This is a genomic window from Micromonospora sp. WMMC415, assembly GCF_009707425.1.
Classification (GTDB): Bacteria; Actinomycetota; Actinomycetes; order Mycobacteriales; family Micromonosporaceae; genus Micromonospora.
In genome coordinates, this window is the sequence record NZ_CP046104.1 from 1,629,576 (window position 1) to 1,649,507 (window position 19,932).

Here is a 19,932-nt window from a genome sequence, read left to right on the forward strand (position 1 = left end):
GCGACGACCTGCGGGGTGGGCTGGACAGCGGTTAGCCTCTCGGCTACACTGCTAGTTTGCGCTGCCTTCCGACTTGACCCCTGCTCGGAAATGTCCGTTTGTGGATATTTCTGGTGGGGTCATTGGAGTGCACGCGTACCAGCCGTTCTGCAGCACCGGTCCTCGGAAGGACGCATCTTGGCAGCTTCCCGCCCTGCGAAGACCAGTCGTACGTCGAGCGCTTTCGCTCCCCGCCGAGTTTCCTTCGGCCGGATCACCGAACACCTCGAGGTCCCCAACCTCCTCGCCATCCAGACCGAGTCCTTCGACTGGCTGGTCGGCAACGAGGCGTGGCAGGGCCGGTCGGCGGACGACCCGCACGCACGCTCGGGTCTCGCGGAGATCCTCGACGAGATCAGTCCCATTGAGGACTTCTCCGGCACCATGTCGCTCTCCTTCTCGGCTCCGCGCTTCGACGAGGTCAAGGCCTCGATCGAGGAGTGCAAGGAGAAGGACCTCACCTACTGCGCCCCGCTCTTCGTGACCGCGGAGTTCACCAACAACACCACCGGCGAGATCAAGAGCCAGACGGTGTTCATGGGTGACTTCCCGATGATGACGCCGAAGGGCACCTTCATCATCAACGGCACCGAGCGGGTCGTCGTCAGCCAGCTCGTCCGTTCCCCGGGCGTCTACTTCGACAAGCAGCCGGACAAGACGTCCGACCGCGACCTCTCCAGCGTCAAGGTCATCCCGAGCCGGGGTGCCTGGCTGGAGTTCGACATCGACAAGCGCGACACGGTCGGCGTCCGCATCGACCGCAAGCGCCGGCAGGCCGTCACGGTGCTGCTCAAGGCCATCGGATGGTCGGCCGAGCAGATCCGCGAGAAGTTCGGCTGGTCCGAGCTGATGATGACGACGCTCGAGAAGGACCACATCGCCGGCCAGGACGAGGCGCTGCTCGACATCTACCGGAAGCTCCGCCCCGGCGAGCCGCCGACCCGTGAGAACGCCCAGACCCTGCTCGACAACCTCTTCTTCAACCCGAAGCGGTACGACGTCGCCAAGGTCGGGCGCTACAAGTTCAACAAGAAGCTCGAGCTGGACGTGCCGATCACCACCGGCACGCTCACCGAGGACGACATCGTCGCCACCGTGGAGTACCTCTGCCGGCTGCACGCCGGTGAGGAGGGCTACGAGGCCGACGACATCGACCACTTCGGCAACCGGCGCCTGCGTACGGTCGGCGAGCTGATCCAGAACCAGGTCCGGGTCGGCCTGTCCCGGATGGAGCGGGTCGTCCGCGAGCGGATGACCACGCAGGACGTCGAGGCGATCACGCCGCAGACCCTGATCAACATCCGTCCGGTGGTGGCGGCGATCAAGGAGTTCTTCGGCACGTCGCAGCTGTCCCAGTTCATGGACCAGACCAACCCGCTGGCGGGCCTGACCCACCGGCGGCGGCTGAGCGCGCTCGGCCCGGGTGGTCTGTCCCGGGAGCGGGCCGGCTTCGAGGTCCGTGACGTGCACCCGTCGCACTACGGCCGGATGTGCCCGATCGAGACGCCGGAAGGCCCGAACATCGGCCTGATCGGCGCGCTGTCCACCTTCGCCCGGGTCAACCCGTTCGGCTTCATCGAGACGCCGTACCGGAAGGTCGTCGACGGTCGGGTCACCGACCAGATCGACTACCTGACCGCGGACGAGGAGGACCGCTTCGTCAAGGCGCAGGCCAACGCGCCGCTCAAGGCGGACGGCTCGTTCGCCGAGGACCGGGTCCTGGTCCGCCGTAAGGGCGGCGAGACCGAGGACGTCCCGCCGGCGGCCGTGGACTACATGGACGTGTCGCCGCGGCAGATGACCTCCGTCGCGACGGCGATGATCCCGTTCCTCGAGCACGACGACGCCAACCGCGCGCTCATGGGCGCGAACATGCAGCGCCAGGCCGTGCCGCTGGTCAAGGCGGAGGCGCCGCTGGTCGGCACCGGCATGGAGTACCGGGCCGCGGTCGACGCCGGTGACGTGGTGGTCGCCGAGGTCGGCGGTGTCATCGAGGACCTGTGCGCCGACTACATCACCGTCCACCAGGACGACGGCCACCGCCGGACGTACCTGCTGCACAAGTTCCGCCGCTCCAACGCCGGCTCCTGCGTCAACCAGAAGCCGGTCGTCTTCGAGGGCGACCGGGTCGAGGCCGGCCAGGTCATCGCCGACGGTCCCTGCACCGACGACGGCGAGATGGCGCTCGGGCGCAACCTGCTCGTGGCGTTCATGACCTGGGAGGGCCACAACTACGAGGACGCGATCATCCTGTCGCAGCGCCTCGTGCAGCAGGACGTGCTCACCTCGATCCACATCGAGGAGCACGAGGTCGACGCTCGGGACACCAAGCTCGGCCCGGAGGAGATCACCCGCGACATCCCGAACGTCAGCGAGGAGATGCTCGCCGACCTCGACGAGCGCGGCATCATCCGGATCGGCGCCGAGGTCGTCCCCGGCGACATCCTGGTCGGCAAGGTCACGCCCAAGGGTGAGACCGAGCTGACCCCGGAGGAGCGGCTGCTCCGCGCGATCTTCGGCGAGAAGGCGCGTGAGGTCCGGGACACCTCGCTGAAGGTGCCGCACGGCGAGACCGGCACGGTCATCGGCGTCCGGACCTTCTCCCGCGAGGACGGCGACGAGCTGCCGCCGGGCGTCAACGAGCTGGTCCGGGTCTACGTCGCCCAGAAGCGGAAGATCCAGGACGGTGACAAGCTCGCGGGCCGCCACGGCAACAAGGGCGTCATCTCCAAGATCCTGCCCGTCGAGGACATGCCGTTCCTCGAGGACGGCACGCCGGTCGACATCGTGCTGAACCCGCTCGGCGTTCCCTCCCGGATGAACATCGGCCAGGTGCTGGAGACGCACCTCGGCTGGGTGGCCAAGACCGGGTGGAAGGTCGACGGCGAGGACGCCGAGTGGAAGCGCCAGCTCCAGGCGATCGGCGCGGACGAGTCCGAGCCGGACACCAACGTGGCCACTCCGGTCTTCGACGGTGCCCGCGAGGAGGAGATCTCCGGTCTGCTCGCGTCGACCCTGCCCAACCGGGACGGCAAGCAGCTGATCGGCTCGTCCGGTAAGGCGCAGCTGTTCGACGGCCGCTCCGGCGAGCCGCTGCCGGACCCGATCGCGGTCGGTTACATCTACATCCTGAAGCTCAACCACCTGGTCGACGACAAGATCCACGCCCGGTCGACCGGCCCGTACTCGATGATCACGCAGCAGCCGCTGGGTGGTAAGGCGCAGTTCGGTGGTCAGCGCTTCGGTGAGATGGAGTGCTGGGCGATGCAGGCGTACGGCGCCGCGTACGCCCTGCAGGAGCTGCTGACGATCAAGTCCGACGACGTCCTGGGCCGGGTGAAGGTCTACGAGGCGATCGTCAAGGGCGAGAACATCCCCGAGCCGGGCATCCCGGAGTCGTTCAAGGTGCTGCTCAAGGAGCTGCAGTCGCTGTGCCTCAACGTCGAGGTGCTCTCCAGCGACGGTGTGGCCCTGGAGATGCGCGAGACCGACGACGAGGTGTTCCGGGCCGCGGAGGAGCTGGGCATCGACCTGTCCCGGCGCGAGCCGAGCTCGGTCGAAGAGGTCTGAGGTGAGCGGTCAGGAGCCGGCTCGCCGCCGGCTCCCGACCCCACCCACTAGCTAAGCAGTACAGACGACGACATAGGGGACATAGTGCTCGACGTCAACTTCTTCGACGAGCTGCGCATCGGCCTCGCCACCGCCGACGACATCCGTCAGTGGTCCCACGGCGAGGTCAAGAAGCCTGAGACGATCAACTACCGCACCCTGAAGCCGGAGAAGGACGGGCTCTTCTGCGAGAAGATCTTCGGTCCTCAGCGGGACTGGGAGTGCTACTGCGGTAAGTACAAGCGGGTCCGCTTCAAGGGCATCATCTGCGAGCGCTGCGGCGTCGAGGTGACCCGCTCCAAGGTCCGTCGTGAGCGGATGGGGCACATCGAGCTGGCCGCTCCGGTGACCCACATCTGGTACTTCAAGGGCGTGCCGAGCCGGCTGGGCTACCTGCTGGACCTCGCCCCGAAGGACCTCGAGAAGATCATCTACTTCGCCTCGTACGTCGTGACCAGCGTGGACGCCGAGGCGCGTCACCGTGACCTCTCGACCATCGAGAACGAGATCCTGGCCGAGAAGCGGCAGGCCGAGAACAGCCGCGACTCGGAGATCGAGAAGCGGGCCGCCAAGCTCGAGGCCGACCTGGCCGAGCTGGAGGCCGAGGGTGCCAAGGCGGACGTCCGGCGCAAGGTCAAGGAGGGCGGAGAGCGCGAGATGCGCCAGATCCGCGACCGGGCCCAGCGCGAGATCGACCGCCTGGACGAGGTGCTGGACACCTTCCGCAAGCTGGAGCCGAAGCAGCTGGTCACCGACGAGCTGCTCTACCGGGAGCTGCGCGACCGGTTCGGTGAGTACTTCACCGGCGGCATGGGCGCCGAGGCCATCAAGGCGCTCGTCCAGAACATGGACCTCGACGCCGAGGCGGAGAGCCTGCGGGAGACCATCCGCACCGGCAAGGGCCAGCGGAAGATCCGGGCGCTCAAGCGGCTCAAGGTCGTCGCGGCGTTCCTGAACACCCGCAACTCGCCGCTCGGCATGGTGCTGGACTGCGTTCCGGTCATCCCGCCGGACCTGCGGCCGATGGTGCAGCTCGACGGTGGCCGCTTCGCGACCTCCGACCTGAACGACCTGTACCGCCGCGTCATCAACCGGAACAACCGCCTCAAGCGGCTGATCGACCTCGGCGCGCCCGAGATCATCGTCAACAACGAGAAGCGGATGCTCCAGGAGGCCGTCGACGCGCTGTTCGACAATGGCCGACGTGGCCGGCCGGTGACCGGTCCGGGCAACCGCCCGCTCAAGTCGCTGTCCGACATGCTCAAGGGCAAGCAGGGCCGGTTCCGCCAGAACCTGCTGGGCAAGCGCGTCGACTACTCCGGCCGTTCGGTCATCGTGGTCGGCCCGAAGCTCAAGCTGCACCAGTGCGGCCTGCCCAAGCAGATGGCGCTGGAGCTGTTCAAGCCGTTCGTGATGAAGCGGCTGGTCGACCTCAACCACGCGCAGAACATCAAGTCCGCCAAGCGGATGGTCGAGCGGCAGCGGCCGGTCGTGTGGGACGTGCTGGAAGAGGTCATCGGCGAGCACCCGGTGCTGCTCAACCGGGCGCCGACCCTGCACCGGCTGGGCATCCAGGCCTTCGAGCCGCAGCTGGTCGAGGGCAAGGCCATCCAGATCCACCCGCTGGTCTGCACCGCGTTCAACGCCGACTTCGACGGTGACCAGATGGCGGTCCACGTGCCGCTGTCCGCCGAGGCCCAGGCCGAGGCGCGGATCCTGATGCTCTCGTCGAACAACATCCTCAAGCCGGCCGACGGCAAGCCGGTGACCATGCCCACCCAGGACATGATCATCGGTCTCTACCACCTCACCCACCTCACCGCCGGTGAGCGCGGCGAGGGCCGGGCGTTCAGCTCGGACGCCGAGGCGCGGATGGCGTTCGACAACGGCGAGCTGCACCTGCAGGCCCCGGTGAAGATCCGGCTGCGCGGGCTGGTCGGTGTCGACAACGGCCCCGGCACCGAGGCGTGGACCGCTCCCGAGGGCTGGGTCGAGGGTGACCCCGTCACCGTGGAGACCACGCTCGGCCGGGTCCTGTTCAACGAGACGCTGCCCCCGGGCTACCGCTTCGTGAACTACGAGATCCGCAAGGGCCAGCTCTCCGCGATCGTCAACGACCTCGCCGAGCGCTTCCCGAAGGTGGCCCTCGCGGCCACCCTCGACGGGCTCAAGGAGGCCGGTTTCCACTGGGCCACCTGGTCCGGCGTGACGATCGGCATGGAGGACGTCATCGCACCGCCGCGCAAGCGGGAGATCCTGGAGCGGTACGAGAAGGAAGCCGACCGGATCGACAAGCAGTACCAGCGTGGTCTGATGACCGCCGAGGAGCGCCGCGGCGAGCTCATCGAGATCTGGACCAAGGCGACCAACGAGGTCGCCAAGGAGATGGACACCGCGCTGCCGCAGGAGAACCCGCTGTGGAAGATGATCAACTCGGGTGCCCGCGGTAACCTGCTCCAGCTCCGGCAGATCGCGGCGATCCGTGGTCTGGTGGCCAACCCGAAGGGTGAGATCATCCCGCGGCCCATCAAGGCCAGCTACCGGGAGGGTCTGTCCGTGCTGGAGTACTTCATCTCCACGCACGGTGCCCGGAAGGGTCTCGCGGACACGGCCCTGCGTACCGCCGACTCGGGTTACCTGACCCGGCGTCTGGTGGACGTCTCGCAGGACGTCATCATCCGCGAGGAGGACTGCGGCACCGACCGTGCCATCCCGATGCAGATCGGCCAGAAGCGGGACGGTCAGCTGGTCGTGCACGAGCACGCCGAGACCAGCGTGCACGCCCGTACCCTCGCCGACGACATCAAGGGGCCGGACGGCACCGTCGTCGCCGAGCGGGGCTCGGACATCAACTCGATCCTGGTCGACCGGATCGTCGCGGCCGGGGTGGAGACGGTCCGGGTGCGGAGCGTGCTCACCTGCGAGTCGAAGCTGGGCGTCTGCGGTGCGTGCTACGGCCGCTCGCTGCCGACCGGCAAGACCGTGGACGTCGGCGAGGCGGTCGGCATCATCGCCGCCCAGTCGATCGGTGAGCCCGGTACGCAGCTGACCATGCGTACCTTCCACACCGGTGGTGTCGCCGGTGAGGACATCACCCAGGGTCTGCCGCGTGTCCAGGAGATCTTCGAGGCCCGCGTGCCCAAGGGCAAGGCGCCCATCGCCGACACCCCGGGTCGCGTGCGCATCGAGGACGGCGAGCGGTCGCGGAAGATCATCGTGGTGCCGGACGACGGCAGCGACGAGATCGTCTACGACAAGATCTCGAAGCGGGTCCGGCTCCTGGCCAACGACGGCGACCACGTCGAGGTCGGCGAGAAGCTCACCGTGGGTACGGTCGACCCGCACGAGCTGCTGCGCATCCTCGGCCCGCGTGCGGTCCAGGTCCACCTGACCCAGGAGGTCCAGGAGGTCTACCGCTCGCAGGGTGTGCTCATCCACGACAAGCACATCGAGATCATCATCCGCCAGATGCTCAAGCGGGTGACGGTCATCGACTCCGGCTCGACCGAGTTCCTGCCGGGCGTGCTGGTCGACCGGGCGCTGTTCGAGTCGGAGAACCGCCGACTCGTGTCGGAGGGTGGCGAGCCCGCCGCCGGTCGCCCGGTGCTGATGGGTATCACCAAGGCCTCGCTGGCCACGGACTCCTGGTTGTCGGCGGCCTCCTTCCAGGAGACCACCCGGGTGCTGACGGACGCGGCGATCCACGCCCGCAGCGACTCGCTGATCGGCCTCAAGGAGAATGTGATCATCGGTAAGCTCATCCCGGCCGGTACGGGCATCAGCAAGTACCGCAACGTCCGGGTCGAGCCGACCGAGGAGGCGAAGGCCAAGGTCTACTCGATGACCGGCTACCCGGAGACCGACTACGGCTTCGGGCCGGCCAGCGGCCAGGCGGTTCCGCTGGACGACTTCGACTTCGGGTCGTACCGCTAAGGAGCGCACGCACGAGGCCCCCGGCATCCGCCGGGGGCCTCGTCGTGTCTCCGGCCCCCGCTGCCGGTCGTCGGGGCGCGGAGATGTCGGAGAGATCGACACCGTACTCGCCGAGGTCGACGACCCGCACGCCGTAACGGGGTGGGCCCGACGTTCCCGCCGACCAGCTCCGACGGGGCGGGGCATGATGGAGGGCATGACCACCGCTCCCGGGCCCGCCCCGGTCGCCCCGCTCGCGGGGCCGCCGCGGCATCCACTCGACCCGGATCCGACCCGGGCAACGAAAGCGCGGGCGGTCTTCGCACTCGGGCTGATCGGCGCGCTGACCGGCCTGTTCATCGGGGGAGTGGTGCCTGCGACGGTCGCCCTCCGGCTGGCGCGGCAGGCGCGCCGTGAGGCGTACGCCTCGGGGGGTTTCCTCACCGGCGCGGCCTGGCTGCGGCGGGGGGAGCGCCTGGCCTGGACGGGCCTGGTGCTCGTCGCGGTCGCCGTGGTCGCCGCGGTGGTGGTCGGCGTGATCCGGCTCGCCGAGGCACCCTACGGGCAGGACTTCGCGCCGAACGTGAACTGACCGGCGCGGGCGAACCACCCGCGCCGGGCGTCGTCGGCTCGCCCGACGGCGGTAGCCTGACCGGTGTCCGTCGCCCGGTGCGTGGACGTCGACTTCCGACAGGAGGACCCGTGACCGACCCGGCGCGACCGCAGGGCACCGACCCGACGACGCCCGGTCGGCCGGCCACCCCCTCCGCTCCGGACGGGTGGACGCCCCCGGACGGCTCGCCGCCGTCTCCGGCGCCGACCTCCGAGCCCTGGTCCCGGCCCTCGGCCGACGCCACGGCGAGCCCCGGTGCCGGATCGGCCCCGGCCGTCGGCCCGACGAGCCCGGGTGCCGGATCGCCGCCGGGCCCGGCCGCCGGCCCGACGAGTCCGCCTTCCGGGCCGCCGCACGCCGTGCCCGCCGGCCCGCCCCCGTCCGGGCCACCCGCGATGCCCGCCGGCCAGCCGTCTGGGCCGTCCGGGCCGCCCGCGATGCCTGCCGGCCCGCCGTCCGGGCCGTCCGGGCCACCCGCGATGCCCGCCGGCCCGCCGCCGGCGGGGCTGCCGACCGCTCCCGCGACGGTCTCCGGGGCGGGGTGGGGTGTTCCGACCGGGCCGGGCGGCACGCCGCCGACGGCCGCCGCGGGATGGGGCTCCCTGCCCGCCGTGCCGCCCCCGCCACGGGACGCGGTGGGGCGTCCGCGACGGGTCGATCCGGTGCCCGGCACGCCCTTCGGCGTGGTGCACATCGACGTGCCGCCGGTCGCCTCCGGCCTGGCGGTGGGTTCGCTGGTGGCCGGGATCGTCTCGATCCTGGTCTCGCTGCTGGTGATCTGCTTCGGGGCGGTGGGGCCGGACCGGGACGGCGTCTGGGCCGCCGGCGCCTTCACCGTGCTCGGCGTCCTGACCGGGGCGGGTGCCGTCGGCGCCGGCCTGCTCGCGATACGGCAGATCCGCCGTCCCGCGGCACCGCCGGCGGTCCGGTTCACCGGGCGCGGCCTGGCCATCTCCGGCGTCAGTTGCGGCGGCGCCGGGCTGCTGCTCAGCCTGCTCGGGCTGGGGCTGGCGTTGCTGGTGTCGCTGGCGTGACCAACGGGGCGACCGCCGGGCGGGAGCCCGAGGGAACCCCGGGGCCGAGGGGCCACTTCCCGGTGCAGCCGGTACACTTGTGTCCGTAGGTGCCCATCGCGGGCGCGCAGGCAGCACGGTTCCGATCGGCGGGCGGCGAGACGCTTCGCCGGCCGCCCCGTTTTGACCGGCGCGGTTGTGGTAGGTACTCTTTCCCCTTGTGCCCGGGCCAGCCCGGGCAACTCGTGCGTGCGCTGGATCCGATCAGCCGATGGTCCTGCGGCAGCGCGACGAAGCCAGAAGATCCGGCGCACGGCCTGCCGCGTGCCGGTGACAGACCCCCGGGTTCCGCGCGAGCGACGATCCGGGAACCGTGAGCCGGGCGACACGCCCGACCGCGGGTGCTGGGACCCCGTCAGGTGGCCCTGGTTGGAATGTAGGAGAGCCGTCCATCCGGCCGGCTAGAGCAGACGGCGCGGTCGCCTCGCAGCGGCCGAAGGGAGCGGAGAAACCCGGTGCCCACCATTCAGCAGCTGGTCCGAAAGGGCCGCCAGGCCAAGACGACCAAGACCAAGACCCCGGCGCTCAAGGGGTCTCCCCAGCGGCGCGGCGTGTGCACCCGCGTGTACACCACCACCCCGAAGAAGCCGAACTCGGCGCTGCGCAAGGTCGCTCGTGTCAAGCTCAGCAGCCAGATCGAGGTGACCGCCTACATCCCGGGCGTCGGCCACAACCTGCAGGAGCACTCGATCGTGCTCGTGCGTGGCGGCCGTGTGAAGGACCTCCCCGGCGTGCGGTACAAGATCGTTCGCGGTTCGCTGGACACCCAGGGTGTCCGCAACCGCAAGCAGGCGCGCAGCCGTTACGGCGCGAAGAAGGAGAAGAGCTGACATGCCGCGTAAGGGACCCGCTCCGCGGCGGCCGCTGGTCGCTGACCCGGTGTACAACTCGCCGCTGGTCACCCAGCTGGTGAACAAGATCCTGCTGCGCGGCAAGCGGCAGCTCGCCGAGAGCATCGTGTACGCGGCCCTCGAGGGCTGCCGCGAGAAGTCCGGCACCGACCCGGTCGTCACCCTGAAGCGGGCGATGGACAACGTCAAGCCGACCCTCGAGGTGCGCAGCCGCCGCGTCGGTGGCGCCACCTACCAGGTGCCGGTCGAGGTGCGCCCGGCCCGCGCGACCACCCTGGGTCTGCGCTGGCTGGTCACCTACGCCCGGGCGCGGCGCGAGAAGACCATGGTCGAGCGGCTGATGAACGAGCTGCTGGACGCGAGCAACGGCCTCGGTGCCGCCGTCAAGCGGCGCGAGGACACCCACAAGATGGCCGAGTCCAACAAGGCCTTCGCGCACTACCGCTGGTAACACCTTGGTTCCGGCGCCCACCAGGCGCCGGAACCGCCACCAGTTGTGTCGAGACGACGATAAGTAGGGATTGAAGTGGCCGCCGCAGACGCGCTCGCCAACGTACGCAACATCGGCATCATGGCGCACATCGATGCCGGTAAGACCACTACCACCGAGCGGATCCTGTTCTACACCGGTATCACCTACAAGATCGGTGAGGTCCACGAGGGCGCTGCCGTCATGGACTGGATGGAGCAGGAGCAGGAGCGCGGTATCACCATCACTTCCGCCGCCACGAAGTGCGAGTGGAAGGGCCACACGATCCAGATCATCGACACGCCCGGCCACGTCGACTTCACGGTCGAGGTCGAGCGGTCGCTGCGCGTTCTGGACGGTGCGGTCGCGGTCTACGACGGTGTCGCCGGCGTGGAGCCGCAGACGGAGAACGTCTGGCGTCAGGCCGACAAGTACAACGTCCCCCGGATGTGCTTCGTCAACAAGCTCGACCGGACCGGCGCCGACTTCTTCCGCTGCGTGCAGATGATGATCGACCGGCTCAACGCCACGCCGCTCGTGCTGCAGATCCCGATCGGGACCGAGGCCGACCACATCGGCGTCGTGGACCTGATCGGCATGCGCGCCCTCACCTGGCGCGGGGAGACCCAGAAGGGTGAGGACTACGCGGTCGAGGAGATCCCGGCCGACCTGGCCGACGCCGCCGCCGAGTGGCGCGAGAAGCTGATGGAGACGCTGGCCGACGTCGACGACTCGGTGATGGAGCGGTACCTGGAGGGCGAGGAGATCTCCGTCGAGGAGATCAAGGCCGCCATCCGCCGGGCCACCATCTCCGGCAAGGCCAACCCGGTCCTCTGCGGCTCCGCCTTCAAGAACAAGGGCGTCCAGCCGATGCTCGACGCCGTGGTCGACTACCTGCCGTCGCCGCTGGACATTCCGGCGATCGAGGGCACCGCGACCGACGGCGAGACCCCGATGCAGCGGAAGCCGTCCACCTCGGAGCCGTTCTCCGGCCTGGCGTTCAAGATCCAGACCGACAAGCACCTCGGCAAGCTCACCTACGTCCGGGTCTACTCCGGCGTGGTCGAGTCCGGGTCCCAGGTGGTCAACTCCACCAAGGACCGCAAGGAGCGGGTCGGCAAGATCTACCAGATGCACGCCAACAAGCGGGAGGAGCGCGGCTCCGCCAAGGCCGGCGACATCATCGCGGTCCAGGGTCTGAAGCAGACCACCACCGGTGACACCCTGTGCGACCCGGCGAACCCGGTCATCCTCGAGTCGATGACCTTCCCGGAGCCGGTCATCGAGGTGGCCATCGAGCCGAAGACCAAGGCCGACCAGGAGAAGCTCAGCACCGCCATCCAGCGGCTGGCCGAGGAGGACCCGACCTTCCGCGTCAAGCTGGACGAGGAGACCGGCCAGACGGTCATCTCCGGCATGGGCGAGCTGCACCTGGACATCCTGGTTGACCGGATGCGCCGCGAGTTCAACGTCGAGGCGAACATCGGCAAGCCGCAGGTGGCGTACCGCGAGACCATCCGCCGTCAGGTGGAGAAGGTCGAGTACACCCACAAGAAGCAGACCGGTGGTTCCGGCCAGTACGCCCGGGTGATCATCAGCCTGGAGCCGCTGCCGCTGGACAACGAGGCCCCGACCTACGAGTTCGCGAACGCCGTCACCGGTGGCCGCATCCCCCGGGAGTTCATCCCCTCGGTGGACGCGGGCGCGCAGGACGCCATGCAGTACGGCATCCTCGCCGGCTTCCCGCTCGTCGGCGTGAAGCTGACGCTGGTGGACGGTCAGTACCACGAGGTCGACTCGTCCGAGATGGCGTTCAAGATCGCCGGCTCGATGGCGCTCAAGGAGGCGGCCCGCAAGGCCGACCCGGCGCTGCTCGAGCCGATGATGGCCGTTGAGGTCACCACTCCTGAGGAGAACATGGGTGACGTCATCGGCGACCTCAACTCCCGCCGCGGCATCATCCAGGCGATGGAGGAGCGCGGCGGTGCCCGCGTCGTCCGCGCCCTGGTGCCGTTGTCGGAGATGTTCGGCTACGTCGGCGACCTGCGGTCGAAGACCCAGGGCCGGGCTAGCTACAGCATGCAGTTCGACTCCTACGCCGAGGTTCCGGCCTCGGTGGCCAAGGAGATCATCGCCAAGGCGACCGGTGAGTGACGCTCGCCTGAGCTGATCCGATGAGTCGGGTGTGGTCGCGGGAGGGTTCTCCCGCCCGCGGCCACCTCGGTCGGGTTGTGTGAATCCGGGCCTGTAGGCTTCATCGCCGCAGAACCCACAAAGGCTCTCCGGCCGTCAGGTCGGAAAGGCTGTCGACAGAGTCCTAAGCGCCGACCGGCGCACCGGGGCGAACGAACCAAGAAAGTCCACAGGAGGACACCAGTGGCGAAGGCGAAGTTCGAGCGGACTAAGCCGCACGTCAACATCGGCACCATTGGTCACATCGACCACGGTAAGACGACGCTGACGGCGGCCATCACCAAGGTCCTGCACGACCAGTTCCCGGACCTGAACCCGTACACGCCGTTCGACGAGATCGACAAGGCGCCGGAGGAGAAGGCCCGCGGCATCACGATCTCGATCGCGCACGTCGAGTACCAGACCGAGGCGCGGCACTACGCGCACGTCGACTGCCCCGGTCACGCCGACTACATCAAGAACATGATCACCGGTGCCGCCCAGATGGACGGCGCGATCCTGGTGGTCGCGGCGACCGACGGCCCGATGCCGCAGACCCGCGAGCACGTGCTGCTGGCCCGTCAGGTCGGCGTGCCGTACATCGTCGTGGCGCTCAACAAGAGCGACATGGTCGACGACGAGGAGCTCCTGGAGCTCGTCGAGCTCGAGGTCCGTGAGCTGCTCTCGGCGCAGGAGTACCCGGGTGACGACCTGCCGGTCGTCCGGGTGTCGGCGCTGAAGGCCCTCGAGGGTGACCCCGAGTGGACCGGCAAGCTGCTCGAGCTGATGAGCGCGGTCGACACCGCGATCCCGCAGCCGGAGCGCGAGACCGAGAAGCCGTTCCTCATGCCGATCGAGGATGTCTTCACGATCACCGGTCGTGGCACCGTCGTCACCGGTCGCGCGGAGCGCGGCATCCTCAAGCCGAACGAGGAGGTGGAGATCGTCGGTATCCGCGAGAAGTCGCAGAAGACGGTCTGCACCGGCATCGAGATGTTCCGCAAGCTGCTCGACGAGGCCCGCGCGGGTGAGAACGTCGGTCTGCTGCTGCGTGGCATCAAGCGCGAGGACGTCGAGCGCGGCATGGTCGTCATCAAGCCGGGCACCACGACCCCGCACACGGAGTTCGAGGCGACGGTCTACATCCTCTCCAAGGAGGAGGGCGGCCGGCACACCCCGTTCTTCCAGAACTACCGTCCGCAGTTCTACTTCCGGACCACGGACGTCACCGGTGTCGTCACGCTCCCCGAGGGCACCGAGATGGTCATGCCGGGCGACAACACCACGATGAGCGTCAAGCTCATCCAGCCGATCGCGATGGAGGAGAACCTCAAGTTCGCGATCCGCGAGGGTGGTCGTACGGTTGGCGCGGGTCGCGTCACCAAGATCATCAAGTGAGCTGGGTAACCCCGATTAGACCCGCCGCCGGTCGTGCGGCATACTAGTCAGGTTGCGTAACGACGGTTCGACCGCCTGCGTTCGGCTTCTGCCGAACCTCCGGGCGGGAGGGCCAGTCGGGCGTAGGGTGGTTGGCGGCCAGTCCGCCAACCACCCTCGCACGGCGTCCAGGTCGCGGTAGTGCGATCGGCGCCATGACCCACCGCGCGGTCGGTATCGCTCCGGAGTCCCGGGGCGGAGCCTGGCCCGAGGGCGCGACACGCCCGACCGCGGGGGTCGGCGAAGTGGGCCTGTACCAGCCGGTACAGGCGCCCGCAACACAGCGGCATCGAGAGAAGGAACAGAAGCCACCATGGCGGGACAGAAGATCCGCATCCGGCTCAAGGCCTATGACCACGAGGTCGTCGACTCCTCGGCTCGGAAGATCGTCGAGACGGTGACGCGCACCGGGGCGCAGGTCGCAGGCCCGGTGCCGCTGCCCACGGAGATCAACCGTTTCTGCGTAATCCGCTCGCCGCACAAGTACAAGGACTCGCGCGAGCACTTCGAGATGCGCACGCACAAGCGGCTGATCGACATCATCGACCCGACCCCGAAGACGGTCGACTCGCTCATGCGCCTCGACCTGCCGGCTGGCGTCGACATCGAGATCAAGCTGTAGGGATCGGACAAATGGACAGGCAAGTCAAGGGGATCCTGGGCGCGAAGCTCGGCATGACCCAGGTCTGGGACAACAACCGTGTTGTTCCCGTGACCGTGGTGCAGGCCGGCCCGTGCGTCGTCAGCCAGGTTCGCAGCGCTGAGAGGGACGGCTACGCGGCGGTCCAGCTGGCGTACGGCGCCATCGACCCGCGCAAGGTCAAGAAGCCGATCAGCGGTCACTACGCGAAGGCCGACGTGGCGCCGCGGCGCCACATCGTCGAGCTGCGCACGGTCGACGCCGCCGAGTACTCGCTCGGCCAGGAGGTCACGGTCGAGCAGTTCCCGGCCGGCATCTCGGTCGACGTGACCGGCAAGACCAAGGGCAAGGGCTACGCCGGCCCGATGAAGCGGCACGGCTTCCACGGTCTGCGCGCCAGCCACGGTGTCGAGCGCAAGCACCGCTCGCCGGGCTCCATCGGCGCCTGCGCCACCCCGGGTCGTGTCTTCAAGGGCACCCGGATGGCCGGCCGGATGGGTGGCGTGCGCTACACCGTCCAGAACCTGACCGTCCAGGCGGTCGACACCGAGAACAACCTCCTGCTCGTCCGTGGCGCCATCCCCGGCCCCAAGGGCGCGCTGGTCCTGGTCCGTACCGCGGCCAAGACCAAGGCGAAGAAGGGCGGTGCGGCCAAGTGACCACCGTTGACGTCCTCACCGTCGAAGGCACCAAGAGCGGCTCCGTGGAGCTGCCCGCCGACATCTTCGACGCGCAGGCCAACGTCGCGCTGATGCACCAGGTCGTGGTGGCCCAGCTCGCGGCGGCCCGGCAGGGCACGCACAAGGCCAAGACCCGCGGCGAGGTCGCCGGCGGCGGCAAGAAGCCGTACAAGCAGAAGGGCACCGGTCGTGCCCGGCAGGGCTCGATCCGCGCGCCGCAGTTCGCCGGCGGTGGCGTGGTGCACGGTCCCGTGCCGCGCGACTACAGCCAGCGGACCCCGAAGAAGATGAAGGCCGCCGCGCTCCGTGGCGCCCTCTCGGACCGGGCCCGCGCCGGCAAGGTGCACGTCGTCGAGGCGTTCGTCTCGGGCGAGAAGCCGTCGACCAAGGCCGCGCTGGCCACGCTGACGAAGCTGACCGACGCCCGCCGGGTGCTGGTCGTGCTGAGCAGCACCGACGAGCTGAACTGGGTGTCGCTGCGCAACGAGCCGCGGGTGCACCTGATCGAAGCCGGCCAGCTCAACACGTACGACGTGCTGGTGGCCGACGACGTGGTCTTCACCAAGGAGGCCCTGGACGAGTTCCTGGGCGTTCCCGCCGAGACCACCGAGGAGGGTGGCAAGTGAGCACGATCGCCGACCCGCGCGACATCATCGTGGCGCCGGTCGTCTCGGAGAAGAGTTACAGCGAGCTGAACCGCAACTGGTACACCTTCCTGGTGCACCCGGACGCGAACAAGACCGCGATCAAGATCGCTATCGAGCAGATCTTCAACGTCCGCGTCCTGACGGTCAACACGCTCAACCGCGAGGGCAAGCGCAAGCGGACCCGCACCGGGTTCGGCAAGCGCAAGGACACCAAGCGGGCGATGGTGAAGCTGGCTGACGGTGACCGCATCGAGGCCTTCGGCGGCCCGGTCAGCTGAGGGGTGTAGACAATGGCTATCCGTAAGTACAAGCCGACGACGCCGGGCCGGCGTGGCTCGAGCGTCGCCGACTTCGCCGAGATCACCCGGTCGACGCCGGAGAAGTCGCTGCTGGCCCCGCTGCCGAAGAAGGGCGGTCGCAACGCCCACGGCCGGATCACCACCCGGCACCACGGTGGCGGCCACAAGCGGCAGTACCGGATCATCGACTTCAAGCGGGTCGACAAGGACGGCGTGCCGGCGAAGGTCGCGCACATCGAGTACGACCCGAACCGCACCGCGCGGATCGCGCTGCTGCACTACCTCGACGGCGAGAAGCGCTACATCATCGCCCCGAAGGACCTGAAGCAGGGCGACACCGTCGAGTCGGGTCCGAGCGCCGACATCAAGCCGGGCAACAACCTGCCGCTGCGCAACATCCCGGTGGGTACCACGATCCACAACGTGGAGCTGCGCCCGGGTGGCGGCGCCAAGCTGGCCCGTTCGGCCGGCGTCGGCATCCAGCTGCTGGGCCGCGAGGGCGCGTACGCGACCCTGCGCATGCCGTCCGGTGAGATCCGGCGGGTGGACGTGCGCTGCCGCGCCAGCGTCGGTGAGATCGGCAACGCCGACCAGTCGAACATCAACTGGGGCAAGGCCGGCCGCATGCGCTGGAAGGGCAAGCGCCCGACCGTCCGTGGTGTCGCCATGAACCCGGTCGACCACCCGCACGGTGGTGGTGAGGGTAAGACCTCCGGCGGTCGCCACCCGGTCAACCCGCAGGGTAAGCCCGAGGGCCGCACCCGTCGTAAGGGCCAGCCGAGTGACCGGCTGATCGTCCGCCGCCGCTACGCCACGCGTAAGCGCGGCTGAGGGAGATAAGACATGCCTCGCAGCCTGAAGAAGGGCCCGTTCGTCGACGACCACCTGATCAAGAAGGTGGAGACGCAGAACGACAAGGGCACGAAGAACGTCATCAAGACCTGGTCGCGGCGCTCGACGATCATCCCCGAGATGCTGGGCCACACGATCGCGGTGCACGACGGACGCAAGCACGTCCCGGTGTTCGTGACCGAGGCGATGGTCGGGCACAAGCTCGGCGAGTTCGCGCTGACCCGCACGTTCAAGGGTCACGAGAAGGACGACCGGAAGAGCCGCCGGCGCTGACGCCGCGGGCATACGGATAGAGGAACAAGGGGTTACAGCGATGCCAGGAAAGGGCGACGCTCCGGTGCTTCCGGGCGCGCGGGCGGTTGCGCGGTACGTGCGCATCTCGCCGATGAAGGCGCGCCGGGTGGTCAACCTCGTCCGCGGCCTGCCCGCGAAGGAGGCGCTCACGGTGCTGCAGTTCGCGCCGCAGGCTGCGAGCGAGCAGGTGTACAAGGTGCTCGCGAGCGCGATCGCCAACGCGGAGAACAACGAGCGGCTGGACCCCGACGCGCTGCTCGTCAGCGAGGCGTACGTGGACGAGGGCCCGACCATGAAGCGGTTCCAGCCGCGGGCGCAGGGCCGGGCGTACCGGATCCGCAAGCGGACCTGCCACATCACGGTCGCGGTCGAGGCGGTCGCCCCGGCCGCGCCGAAGAAGTCGGCGGCGAAGAAGGCGGCCCCGGCGAAGCAGGCTGCGCCGGCCGAGACGCAGAGCACGACGGAGGGTGCGGAGTAATGGGTCAGAAGGTTCACCCGCACGGGTTCCGGCTCGGCATCTCGACCGACTGGAAGTCCCGCTGGTTCGCGGACAAGCTCTACAAGGACTACATCGGCGAGGACGTCAAGATCCGCCGCATGATGTCCAAGGGCCTCGAGCGCGCCGGGATCTCCAAGGTCGACATCGAGCGCACCCGGGACCGGGTCCGCGTCGACATCCACACCGCCCGGCCGGGCATCGTCATCGGCCGTAAGGGCGCGGAGGCCGACCGGATCCGTGGCGAGCTCGAGAAGCTGACCGGCAAGCAGGTCCAGCTCAACATCATCGAGGTGAAGAGCCCCGAGTCGGACGCGCAGCTCGTCGCGCAGGGCGTGGCCGAGCAGCTGTCCAGCCGGGTCAGCTTCCGTCGGGCGATGCGCAAGGCCATGCAGTCCGCGATGAAGAACCCGGTCTGCAAGGGCATCCGGGTCCAGGTCTCGGGCCGTCTCGGCGGCGCCGAGATGAGCCGGACCGAGTTCTACCGCGAGGGTCGGGTTCCGCTGCACACGCTGCGGGCCAACATCGAGTACGGCTTCTTCGAGGCCCGTACCACCTTCGGCCGGATCGGCGTGAAGGTCTGGATCTACAAGGGCGACGCGGTGCCGGGTCGGGAGACCCCGGCCGAGGCTCCGTCGCGCCCGCGCCGTGAGCGCGGCGACCGCCCCGAGCGGCCGCGCCGTGGTCGGTCCGGCTCCGCCGGCACGACCGCCGGTGGCACCGAGGCCGGCCGGGCAGCCGCGACCACCATCGCGCAGCAGGCCGAGACGCCGAGTGGCGAGCCGGTGGACGCGTCCGCCGTCGCCGCCGCGGCAGAAACGCAGCAGGAGGGCTGACAGATGCTGATGCCGCGCAAGCCCCCGAAGGGCTTCCGCAAGCCGCACCACCCGGACCGCAGCGGCGCGTCCAAGGGTGGTAACCGGGTGGTGTTCGGCGAGTTCGGGATCCAGGCTCTCGAGCCGGCGTACGTGACCAACCGCCAGATCGAGTCGGCGCGTATCGCGATGACCCGTCACATCAAGCGTGGCGGCAAGGTCTGGATCACGATCTTCCCGGACCAGGCCCTCACCAAGAAGCCGGCCGAGACCCGGATGGGTTCCGGTAAGGGTTCGCCCGAGTGGTGGGTCGCGAACGTGAAGCCGGGGCGGGTCCTCTTCGAGATGTCCTTCCCCAACGAGCAGATCGCGCGTGAGGCGATGCGCCGCGCGATCCACAAGCTCCCGATGAAGTGCCGGATTGTTACGCGCGAAGTGGGTGAATCCTGATGGCAGCGGGCGTTAAGGCCGCCGAGCTGCGTGAGCTCTCCGAGGAGGAGTTGGTCACGAAGCTGCGCGAGGCCAAGGCGGAGCTGTTCAACCTCCGCGTGCAGGCCGCAACCGGGCAGCTGGACAACAACCGGCGGCTGCAGGTCATCCGTCGGGAGATCGCCCGGATCTACACGATCATGCGTGAGCGTGAGCTGGGGCTCTCGGCCGCGCCGACTGAGGTGACTGCTTCATGAGCGAGAACACGACCGCCGCCGCGCGGGCCCGTCGCAAGGTGCGTGAGGGTCTCGTGGTCAGCGACAAGATGGAGAAGACCGTCGTCGTCGAGGTCGAGGACCGGGTCAAGCACGCGCTGTACGGCAAGATCATGCGCCGCACCAGCAAGCTCAAGGTCCACGACGAGCAGAACGCCGCCGGCATTGGCGACCGGGTCCTGATCATGGAGACCCGGCCGCTGTCCGCCACCAAGCGGTGGCGGCTCGTGGAGATCCTCGAGAAGGCCAAGTAGCGAAGGCTCAAGCTCGGCCGGCATCGGTCGGGCGCAGGTTCCGCCAGGCTCCGGCCGCCTCGTGCGGCCGGAGAAC

19 protein-coding genes are annotated in these 19,932 nt (G+C 68.9%); all 19 read left to right on the top strand.

Annotated features, from left to right (window positions below; all coding sequences use genetic code 11):
* Window positions 1-177 precede the first annotated feature (177 nt).
* The 19 genes from GKC29_RS08000 (at window position 178) to rpsQ (ending at window position 19,856) form a co-directional block, all read left to right on the top strand.
* Window positions 178-3,609, top strand: a complete 3,432-nt coding sequence (locus tag GKC29_RS08000; protein WP_155330221.1) for a DNA-directed RNA polymerase subunit beta — start codon at window positions 178-180, stop codon at window positions 3,607-3,609.
* 84 nt (window positions 3,610-3,693) lie between these two features.
* Window positions 3,694-7,581: a DNA-directed RNA polymerase subunit beta' gene (locus GKC29_RS08005; protein WP_155330222.1), complete on the top strand. Its 3,888-nt coding sequence runs from the start codon at window positions 3,694-3,696 to the stop codon at window positions 7,579-7,581.
* A gap of 196 nt (window positions 7,582-7,777) precedes the next feature.
* The gene (locus tag GKC29_RS08010) at window positions 7,778-8,152 is read left to right on the top strand and encodes a hypothetical protein (RefSeq protein WP_155330223.1); all 375 of its coding nucleotides are present in this window, start codon (window positions 7,778-7,780) and stop codon (window positions 8,150-8,152) included.
* Window positions 8,153-8,835: 683 nt separating this feature from the next.
* Window positions 8,836-9,207 carry a hypothetical protein gene (locus tag GKC29_RS08015; RefSeq protein WP_155330224.1) on the top strand — a complete coding sequence of 124 codons (372 nt, stop codon included), beginning with the start codon at window positions 8,836-8,838 and terminating at the stop codon, window positions 9,205-9,207.
* 494 nt (window positions 9,208-9,701) lie between these two features.
* Complete coding sequence (rpsL, locus tag GKC29_RS08020; protein ID WP_007465318.1) at window positions 9,702-10,076, top strand: 30S ribosomal protein S12; 375 nt, start codon at window positions 9,702-9,704, stop codon at window positions 10,074-10,076.
* Window position 10,077: 1 nt separating this feature from the next.
* On the top strand, window positions 10,078-10,548 hold the full coding sequence (rpsG, locus tag GKC29_RS08025; protein WP_155330225.1) for a 30S ribosomal protein S7: 471 nt from the start codon (window positions 10,078-10,080) through the stop codon (window positions 10,546-10,548).
* A gap of 75 nt (window positions 10,549-10,623) precedes the next feature.
* On the top strand, window positions 10,624-12,720 hold the full coding sequence (fusA, locus tag GKC29_RS08030) for an elongation factor G (protein WP_155330226.1): 2,097 nt from the start codon (window positions 10,624-10,626) through the stop codon (window positions 12,718-12,720).
* Window positions 12,721-12,942: 222 nt separating this feature from the next.
* Window positions 12,943-14,136 carry an elongation factor Tu gene (gene tuf, locus GKC29_RS08035; RefSeq protein ID WP_155330227.1) on the top strand — a complete coding sequence of 398 codons (1,194 nt, stop codon included), beginning with the start codon at window positions 12,943-12,945 and terminating at the stop codon, window positions 14,134-14,136.
* Between the two features lie 352 nt (window positions 14,137-14,488).
* Entirely contained in the window at window positions 14,489-14,797 is a 309-nt protein-coding gene (gene rpsJ / locus GKC29_RS08040; RefSeq protein WP_007073037.1) for a 30S ribosomal protein S10, read from the top strand.
* Between the two features lie 11 nt (window positions 14,798-14,808).
* Window positions 14,809-15,474, top strand: coding sequence for a 50S ribosomal protein L3 (gene rplC, locus GKC29_RS08045; protein ID WP_155330228.1), 666 nt, complete (start codon window positions 14,809-14,811; stop codon window positions 15,472-15,474).
* Complete coding sequence (gene rplD / locus GKC29_RS08050; protein ID WP_155330229.1) at window positions 15,471-16,121, top strand: 50S ribosomal protein L4; 651 nt, start codon at window positions 15,471-15,473, stop codon at window positions 16,119-16,121. The genes rplC and rplD overlap by 4 nt, the downstream gene beginning before the upstream one ends.
* A complete protein-coding gene (gene rplW / locus GKC29_RS08055) occupies window positions 16,118-16,420 on the top strand; it encodes a 50S ribosomal protein L23 (protein WP_091125159.1) in 303 nt (100 codons plus the stop codon). The genes rplD and rplW overlap by 4 nt, the downstream gene beginning before the upstream one ends.
* Window positions 16,421-16,432: 12 nt before the next feature.
* Complete coding sequence (rplB, locus tag GKC29_RS08060; protein WP_155330230.1) at window positions 16,433-17,272, top strand: 50S ribosomal protein L2; 840 nt, start codon at window positions 16,433-16,435, stop codon at window positions 17,270-17,272.
* A gap of 12 nt (window positions 17,273-17,284) precedes the next feature.
* The gene (gene rpsS, locus GKC29_RS08065; RefSeq protein ID WP_091125151.1) at window positions 17,285-17,566 is read left to right on the top strand and encodes a 30S ribosomal protein S19; all 282 of its coding nucleotides are present in this window, start codon (window positions 17,285-17,287) and stop codon (window positions 17,564-17,566) included.
* Window positions 17,567-17,606: 40 nt separating this feature from the next.
* Complete coding sequence (gene rplV, locus GKC29_RS08070) at window positions 17,607-18,065, top strand: 50S ribosomal protein L22 (RefSeq protein ID WP_155330231.1); 459 nt, start codon at window positions 17,607-17,609, stop codon at window positions 18,063-18,065.
* Entirely contained in the window at window positions 18,065-18,919 is an 855-nt protein-coding gene (rpsC, locus tag GKC29_RS08075; RefSeq protein ID WP_155330232.1) for a 30S ribosomal protein S3, read from the top strand. The genes rplV and rpsC overlap by 1 nt, the downstream gene beginning before the upstream one ends.
* A 3-nt stretch (window positions 18,920-18,922) precedes the next feature.
* Window positions 18,923-19,348: a 50S ribosomal protein L16 gene (gene rplP / locus GKC29_RS08080; protein WP_007465292.1), complete on the top strand. Its 426-nt coding sequence runs from the start codon at window positions 18,923-18,925 to the stop codon at window positions 19,346-19,348.
* Window positions 19,348-19,584, top strand: coding sequence for a 50S ribosomal protein L29 (rpmC, locus tag GKC29_RS08085; protein ID WP_088982056.1), 237 nt, complete (start codon window positions 19,348-19,350; stop codon window positions 19,582-19,584). The genes rplP and rpmC overlap by 1 nt, the downstream gene beginning before the upstream one ends.
* Window positions 19,581-19,856, top strand: coding sequence for a 30S ribosomal protein S17 (rpsQ, locus tag GKC29_RS08090; RefSeq protein ID WP_155330233.1), 276 nt, complete (start codon window positions 19,581-19,583; stop codon window positions 19,854-19,856). The genes rpmC and rpsQ overlap by 4 nt, the downstream gene beginning before the upstream one ends.
* Window positions 19,857-19,932 lie beyond the last annotated feature (76 nt).